Annotated in this window: 22 protein-coding genes and 1 tRNA gene; 16 read left to right on the top strand and 7 right to left on the bottom strand. The window is 64.2% G+C overall.

The window, feature by feature from the left end; all coding sequences use genetic code 11:
- Positions 1 to 48: 48 nt before the first annotated feature.
- Positions 49 to 735, bottom strand: coding sequence for a winged helix-turn-helix domain-containing protein (locus ACSU1G_RS15235; protein WP_439280803.1), 687 nt, complete (start codon positions 733 to 735; stop codon positions 49 to 51).
- 136 nt (positions 736 to 871) lie between these two features.
- Here ACSU1G_RS15235 and ACSU1G_RS15230 point away from each other — a divergent pair, with 136 nt between their 5' ends.
- The 4 genes from ACSU1G_RS15230 (at position 872) to ACSU1G_RS15215 (ending at position 4117) form a co-directional block, all read left to right on the top strand.
- Positions 872 to 1162 carry a hypothetical protein gene (locus ACSU1G_RS15230; RefSeq protein WP_439280802.1) on the top strand — a complete coding sequence of 97 codons (291 nt, stop codon included), beginning with the start codon at positions 872 to 874 and terminating at the stop codon, positions 1160 to 1162.
- 169 nt (positions 1163 to 1331) lie between these two features.
- On the top strand, positions 1332 to 1934 hold the full coding sequence (locus ACSU1G_RS15225) for an FABP family protein (RefSeq protein WP_439280801.1): 603 nt from the start codon (positions 1332 to 1334) through the stop codon (positions 1932 to 1934).
- Positions 1935 to 1936: 2 nt separating this feature from the next.
- A complete protein-coding gene (ygfZ, locus tag ACSU1G_RS15220; RefSeq protein WP_439280800.1) occupies positions 1937 to 3058 on the top strand; it encodes a CAF17-like 4Fe-4S cluster assembly/insertion protein YgfZ in 1122 nt (373 codons plus the stop codon).
- Between the two features lie 120 nt (positions 3059 to 3178).
- Positions 3179 to 4117, top strand: a complete 939-nt coding sequence (locus ACSU1G_RS15215) for a hypothetical protein (RefSeq protein ID WP_439280799.1) — start codon at positions 3179 to 3181, stop codon at positions 4115 to 4117.
- A 6-nt stretch (positions 4118 to 4123) separates the two neighbouring features.
- Here the strand turns inward: ACSU1G_RS15215 and ACSU1G_RS15210 are convergent, their stop codons facing one another.
- The gene (locus ACSU1G_RS15210; protein WP_439280798.1) at positions 4124 to 4945 is read right to left on the bottom strand and encodes a class I SAM-dependent methyltransferase; all 822 of its coding nucleotides are present in this window, start codon (positions 4943 to 4945) and stop codon (positions 4124 to 4126) included.
- A 47-nt stretch (positions 4946 to 4992) separates the two neighbouring features.
- Between ACSU1G_RS15210 and ACSU1G_RS15205 the strand changes: the two genes are divergently transcribed.
- Complete coding sequence (locus tag ACSU1G_RS15205) at positions 4993 to 5736, top strand: phosphoglyceromutase (protein WP_439280797.1); 744 nt, start codon at positions 4993 to 4995, stop codon at positions 5734 to 5736.
- Between the two features lie 74 nt (positions 5737 to 5810).
- Here the strand turns inward: ACSU1G_RS15205 and phoU are convergent, their stop codons facing one another.
- The gene (phoU, locus tag ACSU1G_RS15200) at positions 5811 to 6524 is read right to left on the bottom strand and encodes a phosphate signaling complex protein PhoU (RefSeq protein ID WP_439280796.1); all 714 of its coding nucleotides are present in this window, start codon (positions 6522 to 6524) and stop codon (positions 5811 to 5813) included.
- Between the two features lie 198 nt (positions 6525 to 6722).
- On the opposite strand from phoU, the gene ACSU1G_RS15195 reads away from it, so the two are divergent.
- Together ACSU1G_RS15195 and ACSU1G_RS15190 are read left to right on the top strand one after the other, a co-directional pair.
- Positions 6723 to 7946: a sensor histidine kinase gene (locus tag ACSU1G_RS15195; protein WP_439280891.1), complete on the top strand. Its 1224-nt coding sequence runs from the start codon at positions 6723 to 6725 to the stop codon at positions 7944 to 7946.
- Complete coding sequence (locus ACSU1G_RS15190; RefSeq protein ID WP_439280795.1) at positions 7943 to 8626, top strand: response regulator; 684 nt, start codon at positions 7943 to 7945, stop codon at positions 8624 to 8626. Before ACSU1G_RS15195 ends, ACSU1G_RS15190 begins: the two co-directional genes overlap by 4 nt.
- 75 nt (positions 8627 to 8701) lie before the next feature.
- Here ACSU1G_RS15190 and ACSU1G_RS15185 read toward each other — a convergent pair whose 3' ends face one another.
- A complete protein-coding gene (locus ACSU1G_RS15185) occupies positions 8702 to 9172 on the bottom strand; it encodes a DNA modification methylase (protein WP_439280794.1) in 471 nt (156 codons plus the stop codon).
- A 134-nt stretch (positions 9173 to 9306) separates the two neighbouring features.
- Between ACSU1G_RS15185 and ACSU1G_RS15180 the strand changes: the two genes are divergently transcribed.
- The 5 genes from ACSU1G_RS15180 (at position 9307) to ACSU1G_RS15160 (ending at position 14310) form a co-directional block, all read left to right on the top strand.
- Positions 9307 to 9789 (top strand): CarD family transcriptional regulator, encoded by a 483-nt coding sequence (locus ACSU1G_RS15180; protein WP_439280793.1) that lies wholly within the window; start codon positions 9307 to 9309, stop codon positions 9787 to 9789.
- 125 nt (positions 9790 to 9914) lie between these two features.
- Entirely contained in the window at positions 9915 to 11162 is a 1248-nt protein-coding gene (ispD, locus tag ACSU1G_RS15175) for a 2-C-methyl-D-erythritol 4-phosphate cytidylyltransferase (RefSeq protein WP_439280792.1), read from the top strand.
- Positions 11163 to 11196: 34 nt separating this feature from the next.
- Complete coding sequence (gene cysS, locus ACSU1G_RS15170) at positions 11197 to 12600, top strand: cysteine--tRNA ligase (RefSeq protein WP_439280791.1); 1404 nt, start codon at positions 11197 to 11199, stop codon at positions 12598 to 12600.
- On the top strand, positions 12593 to 13603 hold the full coding sequence (gene rlmB, locus ACSU1G_RS15165; RefSeq protein ID WP_439280790.1) for a 23S rRNA (guanosine(2251)-2'-O)-methyltransferase RlmB: 1011 nt from the start codon (positions 12593 to 12595) through the stop codon (positions 13601 to 13603). The genes cysS and rlmB overlap by 8 nt, the downstream gene beginning before the upstream one ends.
- Before the next feature lie 68 nt (positions 13604 to 13671).
- Positions 13672 to 14310, top strand: a complete 639-nt coding sequence (locus tag ACSU1G_RS15160; RefSeq protein ID WP_439280789.1) for an NAD(P)-dependent oxidoreductase — start codon at positions 13672 to 13674, stop codon at positions 14308 to 14310.
- Positions 14311 to 14393: 83 nt separating this feature from the next.
- Here ACSU1G_RS15160 and ACSU1G_RS15155 read toward each other — a convergent pair whose 3' ends face one another.
- Both ACSU1G_RS15155 and ACSU1G_RS15150 read right to left on the bottom strand, forming a co-directional pair.
- On the bottom strand, positions 14394 to 15698 hold the full coding sequence (locus ACSU1G_RS15155) for a DUF4032 domain-containing protein (RefSeq protein ID WP_439280788.1): 1305 nt from the start codon (positions 15696 to 15698) through the stop codon (positions 14394 to 14396).
- A 66-nt stretch (positions 15699 to 15764) separates the two neighbouring features.
- On the bottom strand, positions 15765 to 16871 hold the full coding sequence (locus tag ACSU1G_RS15150; RefSeq protein WP_439280787.1) for an ABC transporter ATP-binding protein: 1107 nt from the start codon (positions 16869 to 16871) through the stop codon (positions 15765 to 15767).
- Positions 16872 to 17087: 216 nt separating this feature from the next.
- On the opposite strand from ACSU1G_RS15150, the gene ACSU1G_RS15145 reads away from it, so the two are divergent.
- Positions 17088 to 18053, top strand: a complete 966-nt coding sequence (locus ACSU1G_RS15145; RefSeq protein WP_439280786.1) for a protein-disulfide isomerase — start codon at positions 17088 to 17090, stop codon at positions 18051 to 18053.
- A gap of 54 nt (positions 18054 to 18107) precedes the next feature.
- On the opposite strand, the gene ACSU1G_RS15140 is transcribed toward ACSU1G_RS15145, so the two are convergent.
- Positions 18108 to 18728: an AAA family ATPase gene (locus tag ACSU1G_RS15140; protein WP_439280785.1), complete on the bottom strand. Its 621-nt coding sequence runs from the start codon at positions 18726 to 18728 to the stop codon at positions 18108 to 18110.
- 322 nt (positions 18729 to 19050) lie between these two features.
- Here ACSU1G_RS15140 and ACSU1G_RS15135 point away from each other — a divergent pair.
- The 3 genes from ACSU1G_RS15135 (at position 19051) to ACSU1G_RS15125 (ending at position 21542) form a co-directional block, all read left to right on the top strand.
- A tRNA-Thr gene (locus ACSU1G_RS15135) sits at positions 19051 to 19126 on the top strand.
- A 629-nt stretch (positions 19127 to 19755) separates the two neighbouring features.
- On the top strand, positions 19756 to 20706 hold the full coding sequence (locus tag ACSU1G_RS15130) for an ABC transporter ATP-binding protein (protein ID WP_439280784.1): 951 nt from the start codon (positions 19756 to 19758) through the stop codon (positions 20704 to 20706).
- Entirely contained in the window at positions 20703 to 21542 is an 840-nt protein-coding gene (locus ACSU1G_RS15125) for a hypothetical protein (RefSeq protein ID WP_439280783.1), read from the top strand. The genes ACSU1G_RS15130 and ACSU1G_RS15125 overlap by 4 nt, the downstream gene beginning before the upstream one ends.
- Positions 21543 to 21550 lie beyond the last annotated feature (8 nt).

Below are 21550 nucleotides of genomic sequence, written 5' to 3'. Positions count from 1 at the left end.
CATCTTTGCATCGCCGGGTGGCACACGTGTGAACGAGTCCGCGATGTGTCAGCGGCTCGCCGACGACATTTGGTCATCGTCGTACACATTGAAGCGGTAGCCGACGTTGCGAACGGTGCCGATGATCTGCTCCTGGTCGCCGAGTTTCGCGCGCAGGCGACGCACATGCACATCCACGGTGCGTGTGCCACCGAAGTAGTCGTAGCCCCACACTTCACTCAGCAGCTGTTCGCGAGTGAACACCCGTGACGGATGCGTGGCCAGGAAATGCAGGAGCTGAAACTCCTTGTAGGTGAGATCCAGTGCCTTGCCGCGCAGTTTGGCGGAGTAGGACTGTTCATCGATCGTGACTCCGGATGCGTGCACTCGAGTTGGCGCGGAGTTGGCGTCGCTGCGAGCGATCGCCAGTCGGATGCGCGCATCGGTCTCGGCAGGTCCGGCATTCGTGAGCAGCACATCGTCGATGCCCCAGTCTCCGGAGACAGCGCTCATGCCGCCTTCAGTGACGACGAGCAGAAGGGGAGCATCCTGGCCGGTCGTGCGCAGCAGCTTGCACAAAGATTTCGCGCCGGCGAGGTCGTGCCTGGCGTCGACGATCACGATCTCGCTCTCGGGCGCACTGACGAGCTGAGCGGGTTCTGCAGAGATCTGACGCACCCGGTGACTGAGCAGGTCGAGGGCGGGCAGAACCTGCTCCGAAGTTGGAGCTGAGGTCAGAACCAGGATCAGGGCCACGCACTTTCCTTTCGGGCGACGAGGCCGACGCCCTGCACGGCGATCGGGGGAAGCCGTGCGCCAATGATACCGAGCGACGGCAGACGCTGTGACGTGGTGGGGGCATCATCCGCGTCGAATAGGTAACAATGGAGTCATGCCTGAACCCGCTCTCGCACCGCGCAGTCCTCTGAGTGGCGTCGTCGTCGTGTGGGCTGCTGCGCTCCTCGCGGCGGTCATGATCGGCATCTTCGTGCCTGAGGAATGGCGCGTCCAATGGTTGCTCGTCGGTTTCGGCGGTGCGATTCTGCTCTCCTTCGCCCTGCAGCTCGGGTACGGCCAGACCAAGGGGTTTATCTTCCGGATCGCCGCGAGCGTGACCGGTGCGCTGCTGCTGCTCGGTGTGGTTTCGGCGGGGTTCGCTCTGGCAGCCCTGGTTCCTGCCTGAGATCCATTCGCCGCGGGCAACGACAGCGGGGGTAGAGTAGGGCCATGGATCTCGTCGCTCTGGAACTCTTCTTCATCGGTCTGCTGGGGCTTGCGAGTCTCGCGATTTTCTTCGTGGCCGGTGTGGTTCTTCGGAACCTGTTCCGTGGCCAGCGCTGATCTGAGTTTTGATGCTCGGGCTTCCCACCGATCTTCCGGCTGATCTCGCGCCGCTGAGCTGGCTCATCGGCGTCTGGGAAGGCACCGGAGTCATCGAGTACACCGCAGGTGATCACCGCTTCGAAGGCGAGTTCACCCATCGGGTGAGTTTCAGCCACGATGGTGCGGGCTACCTGAACTACTCTGCGACCGGCTGGATGGCTGCGGCAGAGGGCGAAGCATCCGTGCCGCTCGTCGCCGAAACCGGCTTCTGGCGTATCGCTCGTCCCGCGACAGAAGCTGATGCAGGCCCGGCTTTGCTGCCTCCGATCGAGGCGGCTCCGGCGCGTACTGTCCACGACGTCGAGCAGCTCCGGAGCGAATCGGGCGGTTTCCCGCTGGAAGTGTCGGTTGCGCACTCTGACGGCGCGCTCGAGCTGTACCTCGGTGAAATCAACGGCCCGCGCGTCGACATCAGCACGGACGCGATCGTGCGCGGTGCCGGCGGCAAAGAGTACGGCGCTGCCAGTCGCATGTATGGGCTGGTCGACAATCACCTGCTCTGGGCGTGGGACATCGCAGCTCTCGGCGCGACGCTGGCGTCGCATGCCTCAGCACGTCTAGCTAAGGTCTGATCATGCCCACCCTCATTGATGTTTTTGCGGCGCTGCCCGGCGCGATCGCGACCGACGGCGTTCTCATTCACCTGGGCGACCCCATGCGAGAGCAGCGTCGACTGCTGGCGGGCAGTGCCGTTGCGCCGCTGGGAGACCGCGGCGTGATCGAAGTGGCAGGGGAGGACCGGCTGAGCTGGCTGGACTCCATCACTTCGCAGGCCGTCGCAGGACTGCGCTCCGGTGACAGTACCGAACTGCTCGTGCTCGATCCCCAGGGACGTGTCGAACACGCCGCCGGCGCCTTCGAGGACGGCTCATCCGTGTGGCTGATCGCGGACGCCGCAGATGTCGAGCCCCTCGCCGCCTGGTTGAAGCGGATGGTTTTCCGCTCGCGGGTCACCGTGTCCGTGCGCCCAGAACTCGAACTGATCGGCTTCTTCGCCGGAGGGGATGCAGATGCTGCGGTGCGTGCGATCGCCGCGGCTCCGGGTGGCACGCCGCTCGTCTGGTCCGATCCGTGGGTCGCTGTGCAGCCGGGCGGGCATCAGTACGCGAACGTTGCGGAACACCCTGCTGGCGAGTATGCGTGGCGGGTGGCGATCGTCGAGGCGGATGCCGTGGCATCCGCCATCTCCACATTCGAGGCCGCTGGCATTCTGGCCGTTGAGGCGTTGCGTATCGCAGCCTGGCGACCACGCTGGGCCAGTGAAGTCGATGAACGTTCGCTGCCACACGAGACCGACTGGATCCGCAGCGCGGTGCACCTGAACAAGGGCTGCTACCGGGGCCAGGAGACCGTCGCGAAGGTGCACAATCTCGGCCACCCGCCGCGTCGCCTCGCCGCGCTCCACCTCGACGGCAGCGATGATGTGCTGCCAGAGCCAGGGTCTGCGATCTTCGCCGGCGATGCCGAAGTCGGGCACATCACCTCGGTTGCCCGTCACTACGAAGATGGGCCGATCGCGCTGGCCATACTGTCGCGGCGTGCGCCGACAGCTGAGCTGATCGTGCGGACAGATACTGTCGATGTCTCCGCGGCGCAGCAGGTGATCGTGCCGGCGGATGCTGGTGCCACCGCCGATGTGCCGCGGCTGACCCGTCTCTCTCGTCGTCCTGAAGGACAGGATCCGCGCCGAGCCTGAGCGCGCCGCATCCCTCGGCACGCACGCCAGGATCCACCCCCGATGCGGGAAGGAAAACCTGGCTGCGATCGAACTTGGAGCCGTGTTTTTCTTCCGCCACCGGCGCGATATCGTGTACGGATGTCGCACCAGGTCAAAACCCGCATGCTCTGGGCAGATCTTCCCGAAGGGATTCACGCCGAGTGCGCGCGTATCCTCGGCGGTCCCGTGGTCTCGACGGTCAGCCAAGCAGGCGGTTTCTCGCCCGGCAGCGCGGACCGCGTCTCGACGGCGGATGGGCGGCGCGCGTTCGTGAAAGCGGTGCGCCGCGACCACAACTCCGGGGCGTTCGAGTTGCACGCGCGTGAGATTGACGTGATGTCGGCGCTTCCCGCCGAGGTCAGCGCGCCCCGTTTGCTTGGGTCCTGGATTGTGGATGACTGGGTCGCGTTGATTCTCGATGACGTGGAGGCCCGCCATCCCGGTGCAGCGCTCGACGGTTCCGACACCGTCGCTGTGCTCGATGCTTTTGCGACATTACCCGTGGTCTCCGGCTCGGCACTCGCATCGCTGCCGCGGGCGACTGACGAGTTCACTGCGGAACGAGACAGCTGGTTGGCGATCGCAGCCGATGATAGCGGTGCGGATCTGCCGCAGTGGGTGATGGGCATGCGCGAGAGGCTGCGAGACACGGCTTCGCGGGTATGCGAAGCGGTCGACGGTGAGCACCTGATGCACCTGGACGGCCGTGCCGACAACATCCTCATCGATCGTGCGGGCAAGGCATGGATCATCGATTGGCCGTGGGCCGCCGTCGGCGCACGGTGGGTCGATGGCCTGTTCTATCTCCTAGATGTCCGCCTGCGCGGCGAGACGGTGGAAGCAGAACACCTGCTGCACTCTCACGAACTGTTCGCAGGTGTGCCGGCTGAGGAAGTCGACGCGGTGCTGGCTGGAGCGATCGGTCGTTGGTTCGATCAGGCTCGTAGGCCCGCGCCGCCGAACATGCCCACGATTCGTGCTTTCCAGCGCAGCGAGGCGCTCGCCGGAGTGGCGTGGTTGCAGGAACGCTGGGGCTGATCGAACTCAGCGCGGCGCGACCGCGCTCCACGGCACCGTGAGCTCACCGAGCCGCCAGCGAGTGCGGCCACCCAGCACCGGCCATCCCTGGTCTTTGAGTGCCTTCACCGTGGCGAGGAACCGCTGGGTCGCACCGAACGTCGACAGCGACGCCGCGCGATCCCACTCGCGATCCAGGCCGATGAGCAGGTCGTGCACGCGCTCGCCGGGCACGTTGCGGTGGATCAGTGCCTTGGGAAGGCGTTCGGCGACGATGCGGGGATGCTCCAGCTCTGCCAGCCGCAACGAGATCGTGAAGCGTTGGGGTTGGCCGTCGGGAGCGACATCGATCCAGCTGGCGATGCGGCCGATCTCGTCGCAGGTGCCCTCGAACAACAGCCCCTGCGGGGTGAGTCTGGCGGCCATCGATGCCCATGCGGCTGGCACTTCCGATTCGTCGTACTGGCGCAGCACGTTCATCGCTCTGATCGCGGCGGGGCGACGGCCTCCGGTCAGCGGCACTTCGAACCCACCACGTGCGAAGGAGACGCGAAGATCGGGGGAGAAGGGCGTGCGGCCTGCACGCACATCATCGAGCTGCCTACGAGCGGTGGCGACGCGCTCAGGATCGAGCTCGAAACCGATGACCTCGGCATCCGGACGCACCCGGCCGAGCCTGGTCGCCAGCTCGAACGCGGTGACACCGCTGGCGCCGAATCCCAGATCGATCACCAGTGGATCTGCGGCAGTGCGAAACGCGGGGCTAGCGGCGATCCAGCGATCATTGCGGCGCAGTCTGTTGGTTCCCGTGGTGCCCCTGGTGGGATGCCCGAGTGGAGATGACGCCATGCATCCATCCTGCCATCGGCGGGGAGGGCTCTCGATAGACTGGAGCCATGACGCGCACCCTCATCCTGCTCCGCCACGGCCAGAGCGAGTGGAACGAACTGAACCTGTTCACCGGTTGGGTGGATGTCCGCCTCACTGAAAAGGGCAAGGAGGAGGCTCGCCGCGGCGGCGAGTTGCTTGCCGAGTCCGGCCTGCTGCCCGACGTTTTGCACACCTCGCTGCTGAGTCGCGCCATCCAGACCGCGGATATCGCTCTGGATGCTGCCGACCGCCTGTGGATCCCGGTGACCCGCTCCTGGCGGCTCAACGAGCGTCACTACGGCGCTCTGCAGGGCAAGGACAAGGCGCAGACTCTGGAAGAGTTCGGTCCAGAGCAGTTCCAGTTGTGGCGTCGCTCGTTCGACGTACCGCCGCCCCTGCTCGACGACGCCAGCGAGTTCAGCCAGGTGAATGACCCGCGCTATGTCGGCATCGACGGCGATGTGCCTCGCACCGAGTCGCTTTCCATCGTCATCGACCGGATGCTGCCCTACTGGGAGAGCGCGATCGTTCCTGACCTCGAGGCGGGCAAGACCGTTCTCGTCGTGGCGCACGGCAATTCGCTGCGTGGTCTCGTCAAGCACCTGGACGGCATCAGCGACGACGAGATCGCCGAGCTGAACATCCCTACCGGCATCCCGCTGATCTACGAGCTCGATGACAACAACGTTCCCACCGGTCCTGGCCGTTACCTCGACCCCGAGGCCGCTGCCGCCGGCGCTGCTGCGGTCGCTTCGCAGGGCAAGAAGTAACACCGACGCCCCTGGTACACGACGAGGCCCCCTGCTGCATCTGCAACAGGGGGCCTCGTCAGTAAGCAGGGGCGTCAGGCGAGGCCCTTACCGCCACTCTCTTCAGCCTCAGCCTCAGCTGCGGCCAGAGCGATGTCGTCCTCGTCGACGTCCCAATCGCCGGTGGCGAGGTACACGACCTTCTTCGCAACAGCGACGGCGTGATCGGCGAAGCGCTCGTGGTAACGGCTGGCGAGCGTGGCATCGACGGTCGCGTTGGCTTCACCCTTCCAGGTGTCGCTGAGCACCTTCTCGAACACGCGAGCGTGCAGTTCATCGACCTCGTCATCTGCGTTGCGGATGACATCGGCAAGGCGTAGGTCCTGAGTGCGCAGCAGTTCGGAGAGCGTGCGGGCGATCTCGACGTCTTGTTCGCCCATCTTCGTGAACGTGCCCTTGAGCCCCTTCGGGATGGCACGTTCAGGGAAGCGCATGCGAGCAAGCTGAGCGATGTGCTCTGACATGTCGCCCATGCGCTCCAACGAAGCGCTCACACGCAGCGCGAAGACGACGATGCGAAGGTCACGCGCGACCGGCTGCTGGCGGGCGAGGATCTCGATGGCCTGCTCGTCGAGTTTGACGGCCAGTTCGTCGATCTTGGTGTCGTCGGCAATCACCTCTTCAGCGAGGGAGACGTCGCTGGTGGCGAAGGCCCGAGTGGCCTTGTCGATGGAGACCGTGACGAGGTCGGCAATCTCCACGAGGCGAGACTGCAGGTCCACGAGGGACTGGTGGAAGACTTCGCGCATGTGCGGCGCAACCTTTCATTCGGATCTCGGGCGGTTTCGACCGGCCGATGGAGGGCACTGCCATGTGCGCGCGCCCTCATTGATTGTGTTCGTCAAAGGTTAACGGACGGTGCCCAGTACGTGAATACTAGTTCTCGGCTTCCCGTTCTGATGCGGAAACTCGCTGAAGTCGAGGTGAACGCACCCTACGCTGGAGGAATGACCACGCCGCAGATCGCGCTCCTTGCCCTTGCCATGGGTTTGGTGATCGGCGCCGGGCTGTCAGTGCTCATCGTCTGGGCATATCGGGCGAGAGCCAAGGTCGTGGAGGAATCAGCTGCCACGGTCCCGCAGGGAACTGCGGACGTACTGGACAGCATGGACGACGCGGCCTGTGTCATCGACACGTCGGGGCTTGTGCTCGCGACCTCACATGCCGCCGCACGGTTCGGTATCGACGTCGGTGCAACGCTCGACAACCAAGAGCTGCGTCAGCTTGTGCGTACGGTGCGCTCCACCGGGGCATCCACCACAGAGACGATGCGAATCACGCGGCCAGGCGTGAGCCTGGATCCACGACTGGTGTCGGCGCGAGCCAGCACCCTTGGCCCACGCTTGACTCTGCTGATCATCCGCGATGTCACCGAGCAGGAACGGCTGGATCAGGTGCGCCGCGACTTCGTCGCCAACACCAGCCACGAGCTGAAGACTCCGGTCGGTGCGGTGAGCCTGCTCGCCGAGGCGATCGAATCGGCGGCAGACGATCCGGCGCAGGTGCGCATCTTCGCCGCGCGTATCTCGGCTGAAGCCTCCCGCCTCGGCCAGCTCACCGGTCGCATCATGAGCCTGTCGCGTCTGCAGGCAGCTGATGGGATCACCGATTTCGATCCGGTCGCCATCGATGAGGTCATCACCGCATCCGTCGAGGCGCACGCCGTACAGGCAGATTCCGCCGGCGTCGACCTCCTCCGCGGCGGCGATCGAGGCGCTTTTGTTCGTGGCGACGTGCAGATTCTCATCGAGGCGGTCAGCAACCTCATCGCGAACGCGATCGTGTACTCGCCGAAGGGGTCGCGCGTGGGCATCGGTGTCAAGATCGAGGGTCGGACGGTCGAGATCGCCGTTTCGGATCAGGGCATCGGAATCAACGAGTCTGACCGCGATCGCATCTTCGAGCGGTTCTACCGTGCCGACGAAGCACGCTCGCGGCGAACCGGCGGCACTGGCCTCGGGCTCTCGATCGTCAAGCACGCCACCCAGCGACACGGGGGAGAGGTGCGTCTGTGGTCGCGCCCCGCCCGCGGATCGACGTTCACCATTGTCTTACCACGAATCGAAGCCCCGGAATCGGAAGAATCCGACCGGAAGAACAAGAAGAAGCGCGCGCGGAAAGCGGCCAAGGAAGCCGTATCCGTACGCATCCGAAACGGAGAGACCGAATGACTCGCATCCTGATCGTCGAGGACGAACCAGACCTCGCCGACCCGCTGGCATACCTGATGCGCCGTGAGGGCTATGAGGTGGAGATCGCAGAGGACGGTCCCGGCGCCCTCACCGCGTTCGGTGAACGCGGCGCCGACATCGTGTTGCTCGATCTCATGCTCCCGGGGATGCCGGGAACTGAGGTGTGCCGCCAGATCCGGTCGACCTCTACGGTTCCGATCATCATGGTCACCGCGAAGGATTCCGAGGTGGATATCGTCGTCGGGCTGGAACTGGGCGCGGATGACTACATCACCAAGCCGTACTCGTCTCGTGAACTGCTCGCGCGCATGCGTGCGGTACTGCGCCGAGTCGTGCAGGCTGACAACGATCTCGACGAACGCGTGCTCGACGGTGGCAGAGTCGCTCTCGACATCGATCGGCACACGGTCTCCGTCGCCGGAAGCGAGATCAACATGCCGCTCAAGGAATTCGAGCTGCTTGAACTGCTGATGCGCAACTCCGGCAGAGTTCTCACGCGCGGTCAGCTGATCGATCGAGTGTGGGGCAGCGACTATTTCGGAGACACCAAGACGCTGGATGTGCACATCAAGCGCATCCGTTCACGTATCGAGGAGAACCCCAGTGAGCCGGTCATGCTGGTGACCGTGCGCGGACTGGGCTATCGCTTCGAGGGCTGAACGACGCAAGAGAGGCCGGCACCCGTGTGGGTGCCGGCCTCTCTTGCTGTCAGCAGATGCTGACGAGGATCAGCGTCAGTCCTTCGGAACCAGGTCTGCGTAGTAGGAGAGCGTGCCGTCGAGAACGGGCACTTCGGTGCTGGTTCCGGTGGCGTCTCCAGACTGGAAGTACATCTCGATGGTGGCACCAGGCATCGTGTCGAGGTCGTCGATGCGCAGCGGCTCGGCGTTCGCGCCCAGGCTCAGCGTGTCGCCTGCGCCGACGCGCACGGTCAGAGGCTCGAGGCCTTCGATCTCCACGGTGAGCGTCTCGCTCTTGTCCGTGTCGTTGACGATGGCAGCGACGAGGTTGCCGGTGGAGCCGTCTTCTGTCGCGATGACCATCGCGTTGCGGATCGCGAGCGGCCCGTCCGAGTCGGCAACATTCACCCCGTCAGAGGCCGAATACTTGACCTCAGTCGACTGTGGGGTGATGAAGGTGCATCCCGTCGCCCCGAGTAGAACAAGGGCGCTGACGGCGGCAGACGCTACAAGGCGCAGTTTCACGAGTCCTCCTGAAGGCATTGGGTAACCGTACCCATTCTATGGGTATCAGAGAGGCTGCTCGGGATCGCTGCGGGGGCAAACCTTAGCGCATCTTGCCTGTGGTATTCTGTAGGTTGCCGAAAGGACACGATTTTATGCTTTTTGAGGTTGGCGAAACGGTCGTCTATCCGCACCATGGGGCCGCGACGATCATCGAGGTCAAGGATCGCGTCATCAAGGGCGAGACCAAGAAATATCTGAAGCTCAATGTCACCCAGGGCGACCTCATCATTGAGGTGCCCGCTGAGAACGTCGATCTTGTCGGCGTTCGCGATGTCATCGGCCAGGAGGGGCTCGACCAGGTGTTCGAGGTACTGCGTGCGCCGTTCACAGAAGAGCCGACGAACTGGTCTCGTCGCTACAAGGCGAACCTTGAGAAGCTCGCTTCTGGCGATGTGATCAAGGTCAGCGAGGTCGTTCGTGACCTGTGGCGTCGCGATCAGGACCGCGGCCTGTCCGCTGGTGAGAAGCGCATGCTTGCGAAGGCGCGCCAGATCCTCATCTCCGAGCTTGCGCTCGCTGAGAAGTGCGACGAGGAAAAGGCCGGCGTTATCCTTGACGAGGTCTTGGCTTCCTAAGCCGCGAGAAATAGACCGCTAGACCACGACAGACGTCGTGCCGCATGGAAAACATGCGTGCACGACGTTTTTCATGTTGCGGGCCAATTCTCGGGCCGTGAGCGGTGCGACGGTAACCTGAGCATGTGACCGTCGTACCAGAACTCCTGCCTGTGCCCACTGCGGCGATCATCGTCGTCGCGGCTGGTGCCGGCACGCGTTTGCGTGCCGGAGCGCCCAAGGCGTTCGTCGGCATCGATGCGCGCTCGGTGCTTCGCCATGCACTCGACGGTGTGTTCGCCGCCGGTCCTGCGCAGGTCATCGTCGTCGCCCCTGCTGGACATGAGGGGGATGCCGAGACGGCATTGCTCGAAGCAGCCGGGGATCGGCGTGACCTCGGCCGCGTCGTCGTCGGCGGCGAGACCAGACAGCAGTCGGTTGCCGCGGGCCTTGATGCACTGTGGGGCGACATCACGACAGTGCTCGTGCATGACGCTGCGCGCGCACTCACTCCGCCCGCGCAGATCGATGCGGTCGTCGCTGCCGTGACGCGCGATGCGGGAGTCATTCCTGCGCTGGCGGTCATCGACACCATCAAACGAGTGGATGACCGCGACGTCGTCGCTGCCGTCGATCGCTCCGAACTCGCCGCAGCACAGACGCCGCAGGGTTTTCCGCGGGCGCTGCTGGAGGCGTCTTACGCCGCAGCGATCGCATCAGGAGTCGAGTACACCGATGATGCCGCCCTGTTCGCCGCAGCCGGCCACCCGGTGCGTCACATCGAAGGGTCGCCGATGGCATTCAAGATCACCACGCCGGCAGACCTGGAGCGTGCGCGGCAGATTCTCGCAGCGCCGGTTGTCGCAGCGCCGGTCACATCAGTCCCGCTCGCATCAGCCCCGGTCGCATTTGGGCCGGTCATTCCTCGCGTGGGCATCGGCACAGACGTGCACGCCTTCGGCGGAGAGGGAAGCCTCTGGCTCGCCGGTCTGGAGTGGCCGGGGGAGTCAGCGCTGTCGGGGCATTCGGATGGCGACGCCGTGGCACACGCGATCGTGGACGCACTCCTGGGTGCTGCCGGGCTCGGAGATATTGGTCAGCACTTCGGCACCGCGCATCCGGAGTATGCCGGAGCACATGGTGAGGTGTTCCTCGCTCGCACGCGTGAAATCCTCGCTGAGGCCGACTTCGCAATTGGCAACGTCTCGGTGCAGTTCCAAGGAAATCGGCCACGGTTCAGCGGCCGGCGGGCCGAAGCCGAAGCGGTGCTGTCCGCGGCGCTGGGCGGCGCGCCAGTCTCAGTGTCAGCGACGACGACGGACGGGCTCGGCTTCACGGGCCGTGACGAAGGCATCGCTGCGACGGCGATCGCACTTGTGTATTCCATGCGATAGGAAACGCTCAGCGCGGCCCCGGTAGTCTAGTTCAGTGACTCTCCGCCTCCATGACACTCGCGCACAGCAGCTGCGCGACTTCGTGCCTCTCGACCCCGAGAACATCACGATGTATGTATGTGGTCCGACGGTGCAGTCAGGACCCCACATCGGTCACGTTCGTGCGGCTCTGAGTTTCGATATTCTTCGTCGCTGGCTCGCACATCGCTACGGTCGGGTGACCTTCGTGCGCAACGTCACGGACATCGACGACAAGGTGTTGATGAACGCGACGGATGCTGAGCCCTGGTGGGCTTTGGCCTATCGGATGGAGCAGGAGTTCACCGCGGCGTACGCCGGTATCGGCATCCTGGCGCCGACGTACGAGCCTCGGGCGACAGCATCCATCCCGCAGATGCAGGAACTCATCACCACCCTCATCGAGCGTGGACACGCGTACCCTGCGCCCGACGGATCGGGTGATGTCTACTTCGACGTCCATTCGTGGGCGCAGTACGGCGCACTCACGCGCCAGGGCGTCGATGCGATGGAGGCGGCAGAGGATGCTGACCCCCGAGGCAAGCGGAACGCGCAGGACTTCGCGCTTTGGAAGGGTGCCAAGCCCGGCGAGCCGGCCGACGCGATCTGGGAATCGCCTTGGGGTGCTGGCCGTCCTGGCTGGCACATCGAGTGCTCGGCGATGGCGAAGCGGTATCTCGGTGCGGAGTTCGACATCCACGGAGGCGGCCTCGATCTGCGCTTCCCTCATCACGAGAATGAACTTGCGCAGTCGACAGCGGCCGGTGACGCCTTCGCTCGGTACTGGATGCACAACGGCCTTGTCACCGTCGACGGCCAGAAGATGTCGAAGTCGCTCGGGAACTTCACTCTCGCAGCCAGTGTGCTCGCCGATCACGACCCGCTTGTGATCCGCTACGCACTTGCCGCTGCGCACTACCGCTCGAGCCTTGATCTGTCGGACTCGTCATATGCCGAGGCTGAGGCTGCTCTCGAGCGCATCGACACGTTCCGGCAGCGGGTGCTGCGCGCAGTGGATGCTGATCCTGCTGTGCTCGCGCCCGGAGTACTTCCGGATGCGTTCGCAGCAGCGATGGACGATGATCTCGGGGTGCCGCAGGCTTTGGCCGCCGTGCACGAGACGGTACGGGCGGGAAACTCCGCATTGGATGCCGGCGACACCGATGCCGCGATTCACGCGGCTCGCGCACTTGCCGCGATGCTCGACGTGCTCGGGCTGAATGGCGCAGTGGCAGCCGCAGCAGGAGGGGCAGAGGCATCCGCTCTCGATGCCCTCGTGCAGACGATGATTACGCAACGCGCCCAGGCGCGGGCCGACAAGGACTGGGCAACGGCTGACCGCATCCGCGACGCACTCGCGGCGGCAGGCATTGCTTTGGAAGACACAGCAGACGGAACTCATTGGAGTATTGATGGCTAAGCCACCGCGCCCCGGCGCACATAACGGTAAGAAGAAGGGCCCGCTCAAGGGCACCGGCGGACTCGGACGCAAGTCGCTCGAGGGCCGCGGCCCGACGCCCAAGGCGGAGGACCGCGCCTGGCACGTCGCAGGCAAGCGCAAGGCCGCAAACGAGCGGTACGCGGCGGCTGGCGGTAAGGGTCGTCCGCCCGGCGCACGCTCGTCGAGCGGTGGCGGGAGCAACCCGAACCGCGCACCGAAGGCGAAGGCCGGAGACGACACTGAGAACGTCACCGGTCGTAACTCGGTACTCGAGGCGCTGCGGGCGAAGATCCCCGCGACCGCGTTCTACATCGCGCAGCGCGTCGAGATGGACGACCGCGTGAAGGAGATGCTGTCGATCGCAACCGGCCGCGGCATCCCTGTGATGGAGGTCACCCGTCAGGAACTTGACCGCATGGCCGGCTTCGACGGCGTGCACCAGGGCGTCGCGCTCAAGGTGCCGCCGTACGAGTACGCGCACCCGCAGGACCTGCTCGAGAAGGTCATCGACCGTGGCGAGGTGCCGCTGTTCGTGGCGCTTGACGGCATCACCGATCCGCGCAACCTCGGTGCGATCATCCGATCGACTGCCGCCTTCGGCGGGCACGGCATCATCCTGCCGCAGCGTCGCTCGGCGGGTGTGAACTCCGCAGCGTGGAAGACCAGTGCGGGCGCGGCAGCGCGCCTCCCGGTGGCGATGGCGACGAACCTGACCACGCAGCTGAAGGAATTCAAGAAGCAGGGCGTGTTCGTCATCGGCCTCGACGGCGGCGGCGATGTCTCATTGCCCTCGCTCCAGCTGGCCGACCGCCCAGTGGTCATCGTGGTGGGCTCTGAGGGCAAGGGGCTTTCGCGCTTGGTCACGGAGAACTGCGACCAGATCATCTCGATTCCGATCTCAGCGGCGACCGAGTCGCTGAACGCTGGTATCGCGGCATCCGTTGCGCTCTACCAGGTGTCGACGATGCGGGCGCAGCGCTGACCAAGGAATAATCGGGTCGCTCCGGTCGCTGGCTCTAGAGACCATACTGCTGTTCCAGAAGGAGAACCATGGCCCGTATCGCTGTCGTCGGAGGGACCGGCTATGCCGGTTCGAACATCGTCGCTGAGGCGGTGTCTCGCGGTCATTCGGTGATCTCGATCGCCCGCTCAGTAGCCACTGAGCCAGTGGAGGGCGCGACGTACGTCGAGGGCACGATCCTCGACGTGCCGAGCCTGCTCGCGCAGATCGGCAAGGTCGACGTCGTGATCCAGGCGCTTGCTCCGCGAGGCGACATGGTGGGCAAGGTGCGTCCGGCGACCGCCGAGCTGTTCGCCGCGCTGCCTGATGAGGTCCGTCTGGGCGTCGTCGGTGGCGCCGGCGGCAGCCTCGTCGCTCCCGGAGGAGCGCGTCTCGTCGACACGGATTTCCCGGAGGAGTACAAGGCAGAGTCGCTTGAAGCCATCGGTGTGCTGGAAGACCTGCGCGCCGACACCAGTGGCAAAGACTGGTTCTTCGTGCACCCGGCCGGTGGCTTCGGCGTCTGGGCGCCGGGGGAGCGCACCGGGAAGTACCGCGATGGCGGCCCGGTTCTGGTCACCGATGAGAACGGCGAATCCTTCATCTCTGGCCGCGACCTCGGCGTCGCGTTCCTCGATGAGATCGAGAATCCGAAGCACACTCGAGAGAACTTCGCCGTCGGGTACTGAAAACCGCGTGCGAGTGGGTAGCTGTGGCTCGATTTTCTGCGAATCTCGAGCCACAGCTACCCACTCGCAATGAGGGAGAGCCCCTAGACCAGGTCGCGCCAGTCGAGGGCTTCGTCCTCGGCAGAGATCGGCATCGCGCCGGTCATCACCGGAAGCGACATCGTCTCGGTGGGCGGCCCCATGATCGTCGCCTCATCGCGGCGGTGACGCAGCACCTCGTTGATGTATGACGTCAGCACCTCCGCGAGCGGAACAGAGCGCCCACCAGCCTGCGACAGGTACCAGCGGTGCTCGAGCACCTGGTGGAAGACCTCCGCAGGCTCCAGCTTCGCTCGCAGGTCATAGGGGATCGCTCGCACGACGGGCTCGAACACGCGCGTGAGCCATTCGTGCGCGTACATCTCCTCGTCTGCCCAGTCCTTCTTCGAGCGTGCCCGGAATTCATCAAGGTCGTTCAATAGACGACGGGCCTGATTTTCCTCGACGTCAAGCCCGGTCAGGCGGATGAGACGGCGCTGGTGGTGTCCGGCATCCACCACCTTGGGCTGAATTTCCACAACCGTGCCGTCCGCGGTGGTCTTCATCGACATCTCGTCGATGTCGAAGCCCAACGCGTTGAGCCGCTCTACGCGTTCAGTGATGCGCCACGTCTCATTTGCAGAGAAGGATTCCTCGGCAGTGAGGGCAGCCCACAGCGAGTGATACGACGACACGATGCCGTCGGCGATGGCGACAGCATCCACTCCGTGCTCGAGCCGCCCGCCCGCGGCGAGGTCCATGATTTCGCCGGCGATGTTCGTGCGTGCAAGATCCAGGTCGTAGAGGCGCTGCCCGTCGGTGAGGCCTTCTTCGTGCAGCTCGCCGGTTTCGGCATCCACCAGATAGGCGGCGAACGCACCGGCATCGCGCCGGAAAAGCGTGTTCGAGAGGGAGACGTCACCCCAGTAGAAGCCGACGTTGTGCAAGCGAACGAGCAAAAGAGCGAGTGCGTCGACGAGTCGGGTGGCGGTGTCAGGGCGCAGTACGCGGGTGAACAGTGCCCGGTACGGCATAGAGAAGCGCAGGTGGACAGTGACCAGTACAGCGGGGAGGGGATGGCCGTCAGCATCCGTTCGTCCAGCGATCACGGCGGCACGATCAACGCACGGTACGTCCAGGCGGGCCAGGTTTCCGAGCATGTCGTACTCGCGCTGCGCCATCTCCGCGGTCGTCTCCTTGACCGCGACGACGCGACCCGAGAGATCGGCGAAGCGCACCAGGTGTCGGGAGAGGCCCTTGGGGAGCGAGACGATGCGCTCGGAAGGCCACTTCGCGAGCGGAGTCGACCATGGCAGCGACAACAGTTCGGGATTGATCTTGCTGGCGGTGATGCGCAGTGCGTCCTGCATGGTGCTCCCGGAGAAACGACGCGGCGCGGGCGACCCGAAGGAGCCCGCGCCGCGTGTGAAACGAACTTACGAGGCCGAGACGACCGGCTTGTCGTTCAGACGCAGGCCCGACTCGATGTCGAATGCGTGGACGTGACCGGCGGTCGCGGCGAGCGTGACCGTCTGGCCGGCGCTCGGGTGGTTGCGGCCGTCGACGCGTGCGACGAGGTCGGTGCGCTTGCCGTTGACATCTGCGTGGCCGTAGAGGTAGCCGTCAGCGCCGAGCTCTTCGACGAGGTCGACCGTGACCGAGAGACCCTTGCCATCGGCGGGGCCGACGACGATGTCCTCCGGGCGCACGCCCACCGTGACCTGCGAGCCGTTGGCGCGGCCCACGGTGTCGCGGTCGAGCGGGACGACCTCGGTGCCGAACTGCACGCCACCCTCGGCGAGATCCGTCGAGAACAGGTTCATGGCAGGCGAGCCGATGAAGCCGGCAACGAACAGGTTCTCCGGCTTCTCGTACAGGTCGCGGGGCGTGCCGACCTGCTGGAGCAGACCATCCTTGAGCACCGCGATGCGGTCACCCATGGTCAGGGCCTCGGTCTGGTCGTGGGTGACGTAGACCGTGGTGACGCCGAGGCGACGCTGCAGCGACGCGATCTGCGTACGCGTCTGAACGCGAAGCTTGGCGTCAAGGTTCGACAGTGGCTCGTCCATGAGGAACACCTGCGGCTGACGGACGATTGCACGGCCCATGGCGACACGCTGACGCTGACCACCGGAGAGTGCCTTCGGCTTGCGAGTGAGGTACTCCTCCAGGTCGAGGAGCTTTGCAGCCTCGAGTACACGGGAGGCCCGCTCTTCCTTGCCGATGCCAGCGATCTTGAGCGCGAAGCCCATGTTCTCGGCGACGGTCATGTGCGGGTACAGCGCGTAGTTCTGGAAGACCATCGCGATGTCGCGGTCCTTCGGCGGCACGTCGGTGACGTCGCGATCGCCGATGAGGATGCGGCCGTCGTTGACCTCTTCGAGGCCAGCGAGCATGCGCAGCGAGGTGGACTTACCACAGCCGGAGGGGCCGACGAGGACGAGGAATTCGCCGTCTGCAACCTCGAGGTTGAGCTTGTCGACCGCCGGGCGGGTTCCGCCGGGGTACAGACGCGTGGCGTCATCGAAAGTTACGGATGCCATTATTTTCTCCTTCACCGGCAGGTACGTGCCGGACGATCCGTTGTGATGGATGCGGTGGATATGAGCCCACCGTGGCCCGCCATCGGGCCGAGTTCAGTATGACATGAACGGCGGCACCTGGGTATTTCCCAGCCTGGCTGGTTAACATCGATGGTGGTCCTGCTCAGCGAAGCGGACGTCAGGGAGCCCGTCCCCACAAGACTTTCAAGAGGAACGATGTCGAGCGACGAAACGCCGAACGTCCCCACCCCTCGCAATTCCCGTGAGGTGGTTCGGGAGAAGGCCCAGCAGGTGCACGCACAGCAGTCGAGGGTGCGCATTGTGCGAAGGATCATCATTGGTGTGGTCGCCATCGTTGCCGTCGGTGCCATTGGTACCGCAGTGACGATGGCCGTCACGTCGACGATCTCAGAGCCGACCATGAGCCCGAGTGGCATGAAAAGCGATGGCATCGTCGTGCATGACATCCCGGATGCCGTCAGCGAGAGCGTGCCCGTAACGCCGTCTCCTGAGTCCCCCGAAGAGATGGCCGAGCCGGAGCCCACCACAGCGACGACTGCCGTCGATGTGCATATCTACGTCGACTATCTCTCGCCTGGTGCGGGGGAGTTTGAGCGAGCCAACGCCCGTCAGTTGTCCGGTTGGATCGACGAGGATGCGGTCACGGTGACCTACCACCCGGTGTCGATGCTTACCGCCAGCTCGAACGGCACGAAGTACTCGTTGCGTTCTGCAGCCGCTGCTGCGTGCGTTGCCACGCACTCGCCAGAGAACTTCTACGCGTTCAACCACGAACTGCTCATCGATCAGCCCGAGGTAGACAGTAACGGTCGTACCGATGTCGAGCTCGCTGACCTCGCTGTCGCCGTAGGCGTCGACGAGCCCAAGGTCGTTCGCAGTTGTATCGAGGGTGCAGACTTCGTCTCATGGGCGAAGGAAGCAACCGCTCGTGCACTGGCAGGGCCGCTGGCCGGATCCGACGATCTCGTACTCACCAGCGCGCCCATGGTCGTCGTCAACGGCGAGGCGTATGTCGGCTCGCTGAAGGACCCGGCTGAGTTTTCGCAGTTCGTGCTCACCGTCGCCAGCGACACGGATGCCGCGGCGTCACCATCTCCGACGCCGACGCCGACTGAGGCTTCGGTCGAGACGCCGGCTCCGGAAGACACACCGGCCGAATAGTCTCGGTTTCGTTTACCGATTGAGCCTGGACTTCACCGATTGAGTCTGGATCGATCAGTTGAGGTGGCGCAGGTAGCGCTCGGGTGAATCGAGGAACCCTCGCCAGGTGCGTACCAGGTCGAGGTCGTCGTATTCTGAGCGGCGCATTCCCCAGTCGCCGAGCTCGTAGCGATCTGCGCCGGGAAATGCCGCGAGGATCGGCGAGTGCGTGGACAGGATGACCTGCGAGCCGCGAGCGACGAAGTCACGCAACTGACCGATCAGTGCGAGGCATCCGGAGACGGAGAGCGCGGATTCGGGCTCATCCAGCATCCAGAGCCCGCTGATGTGTTCGCGTTCCGCGACCAGATCGAGGAACGATTCTCCATGGCTGCGGGTGTGCAACGGGCCGCCGATCCCCACCTCCTCGAGGTACGAGTAGAACCCGTGCATGGTCTCGGCGCGCAGGAAGAAGCCCTTCTTTGGGGCACCGCCGTCACGGACGAGTTGCAGATGCTCACCGAGCGCCGATTCCGTCGCGCGCGTGGCGTGCATGGCTCCGGTCGACCCGCCTTCCGGATTCAACCCGTAAGCGATCGCGATCGCTTCGACCAGCGTGGACTTGCCACTGCCGTTCTCACCGGTCAGGACCGTGACCGGGCCGAGGTCCCATCCGCTCTCCAGTACTTGTCGCACGGGCGGCAGAGTGGCCGGCCACGCGTCGAGAGGTGCCGGTGAGAGCGGATGCATCTCAACGCGTCGAATCGGCAATCGCTGGATCACCGCTCCAGTCTGCACTGTGCCTCCGACGCTGTCCGTTCAGAGTTGGCAGCTGGGTGTCATAGAATCTGTAGTGCGGCATCGTTTCGGTGGCGCATGCCGACTTAGCTCAGCTGGTAGAGCGACGCTTATCTCTAGCCAGCCACTGAATTCCGGCAGCGTTACTGGGATCGGGACTGGATGACATGTCATCGATGTTACGATCCCAAAGCAGTAATCTGAATTGAAGGCATGTCACGCCTCCTTAGCTCACTTGGTAGAGCATCTCACTTGTAATGAGAAGGTAGCCGGTTCGATCCCGGCAGGGGGCTCCAAAACGTGGTGAACGCCCGGCATCTCGGGTCCGTCCGTTATGTCATGTGCCACGCTAGTTCGGACTTTGCCACGTAGTTCGGACAAACAGCCCTCATCGACCGGCGCATCTGTCGGTGTGATGCATTTGACCCCCGCTCAGCGGGCATTTCATCGGGCGGGTCCTACGGGCTCAGCTCCGCCCGCAACTTCCCGGAGCTTCGTCACTGGACGGGAGTTCGCTGTGGAGGTCCCTCTTGCGGGCGGTGATGCCGCCACCCTTCAGCAAAAGCCACAGCCACAGCTTCGCCGACGTTCACCGTCAGGCTGACTCGCTCGAGAGCGACGCTGGGACCATACGCTTTGGTGATGCCCTCTGCCTGGGGCACCCACGATTCTGATGACTCTCCGACGTCTCTTCGACCCTATTTCTCCCTTATAGAGGGCTTCCGCGCCGCGTGTGCTAACGGGTGGGCATTTCATCAGCGTTAGAACCACCCTGGGGTGGAGGTTTCGTAGTTTCGGCGCGGTAAGAGTTCCACCTGTGGGAGGTCCCGATAATCTCTGCCGATTCGTAGCGTGGAAGGCAAGCAACATATGCGCGCGCTGGCAGGTCTCGCCTTGCGTCTCACCCCTATGAGGAGAACGACCGATGTCGATCCAAGTACATGATCTCTCCAAGAAATATGGCAACACTTACGCGGTGAAGGACGTCTCGTTTACCGCCCCTCCCGGGCAAGTTACTGGCTTTCTCGGGCCGAATGGGGCAGGAAAGTCCACCACAATGCGCTCGATCGTGGGACTCGACCATCCAACGTCAGGCTCCGCGACGATCGCAGGGAAACGGTATGCGCAGCTGCGCGCACCTCTTCGCGAAGTGGGGGCACTTCTGGACGCAAAATCCGCGCACAAGTCGCGCACGGCAAGAAACCACCTGCGCACTGTCGCGGCCACCCACGGGATCTCGAATGCGCGCGTTGATGAGGTGTTGGAACTGACAGGCTTGTCCAGCGTCGCTGGCAAGAAGGTCGGGGGCTTTTCACTCGGTATGGGCCAACGCCTGGGGCTCGCCGTCGCACTGTTGGGCGACCCGCACACACTCATCCTTGATGAACCAGTCAACGGTCTCGACCCAGACGGGGTCACCTGGATTCGGAATCTGCTGCGCGGCCTCGCCGACGAGGGCCGGACGATCTTGCTCTCATCGCACCTGCTCGGTGAGATGTCCCTGATTGCCGATCACGTCATCGTGATCGGAAAGGGTGAGATCATCGCGGACGCACCGATCGGTGACCTCGTGGACACCAGCGACGTCGTTCGAGTGAAGACGCACAACATTGCCGGGCTGGTCGAACTGCTCGCCGCTCCTAACGTGACGACGAGCTACGACGGGTCGGGATCCGTTGACGTTCAAGGTCTGAGTGCCGAGCAGATCGCGCAGAAAGCGACTGCGGCGGGCATCGTGCTGTTCGAGGTGACACCCGTGCAACACTCCTTGGAGGACGCATACCGGGTGATCACCAGAGACGCCGTGCAGTACCAATCAGGTCGAACGACTCCACCGACCCCCACGGCCGAGGACAAGCCCCAGGGCGAACGATGATCACCCCGGCACTTACTGACAGCCAGCTCACATCGCAGCGCAGAGCCATCGAAGTAAGTTTCTGGAGGGTGCTCTCCTCGGAACGGCTGAAGCTGACGACGCTTCCTTCACAGCTGGTCACCGCACTCGTCGCCTTCATGCTCGTCCTTCTCGCCGCGGCCCTGCGCCTGATCACCACGATCGCTGCGCAGAACACTGACGCCGAACATCCGTCAACAGCAGCGAATGAGACACTCCTCCCCAGTCAACTTCTCGAAGGCGTCGTCTGGGCAGGCGTTCTCCTCGCCATCTTGTCTGTGCTGTTCATGGCATCCGAATACACCTCAGGCTCAATCAGGATTACCATCCTCGCCGTCCCCACTCGGACCCAGGTAGTCACGGGGAAAGCGGCTGTGCTTGCCCTCACCAGCTTCGTCATCGGGATCACCTCGTCCAGCCTGGTACTCCTTGCCGCCTGGATATTGGCGGAACAAGGAGCCCTCAGTATTGAGCTTCCCGCACTCCTCTCGCTCCGGCTGGTGCTCGGATCAGGGCTGTACTTGGCTGCAATCAGCGTGCTCGCACTGGCGCTGACCGCGATCATCCGCGACACCGTCGCCAGCCTCGTCACCGTGCTCTGCCTGATTACCGTTGCTCCTTTGCTCCTAGCTGCGGTGCCCGTCGAGTGGATGAGGAACCTGATCTCGTTTCTCCCCAGCGTCGCCGGACAACTCGTCCTCGCGCCCGACGGCGGGAGCGCCGTGCTCACGCCATGGGGCGGTATCGGGGTACTCGTGCTCTGGAGCGCGCTGCTCCTGGCTGCTGCGTGTGTAGCCGTCAAGAAGCGCGACGCGTGAACGCTCAC

The sequence above is a fragment of the Microbacterium sp. A93 genome (assembly GCF_051842835.1).
The sequence above is the reverse complement of the archived record's forward strand: the minus strand, read 5'-3'. Positions and strand labels throughout refer to the sequence as shown.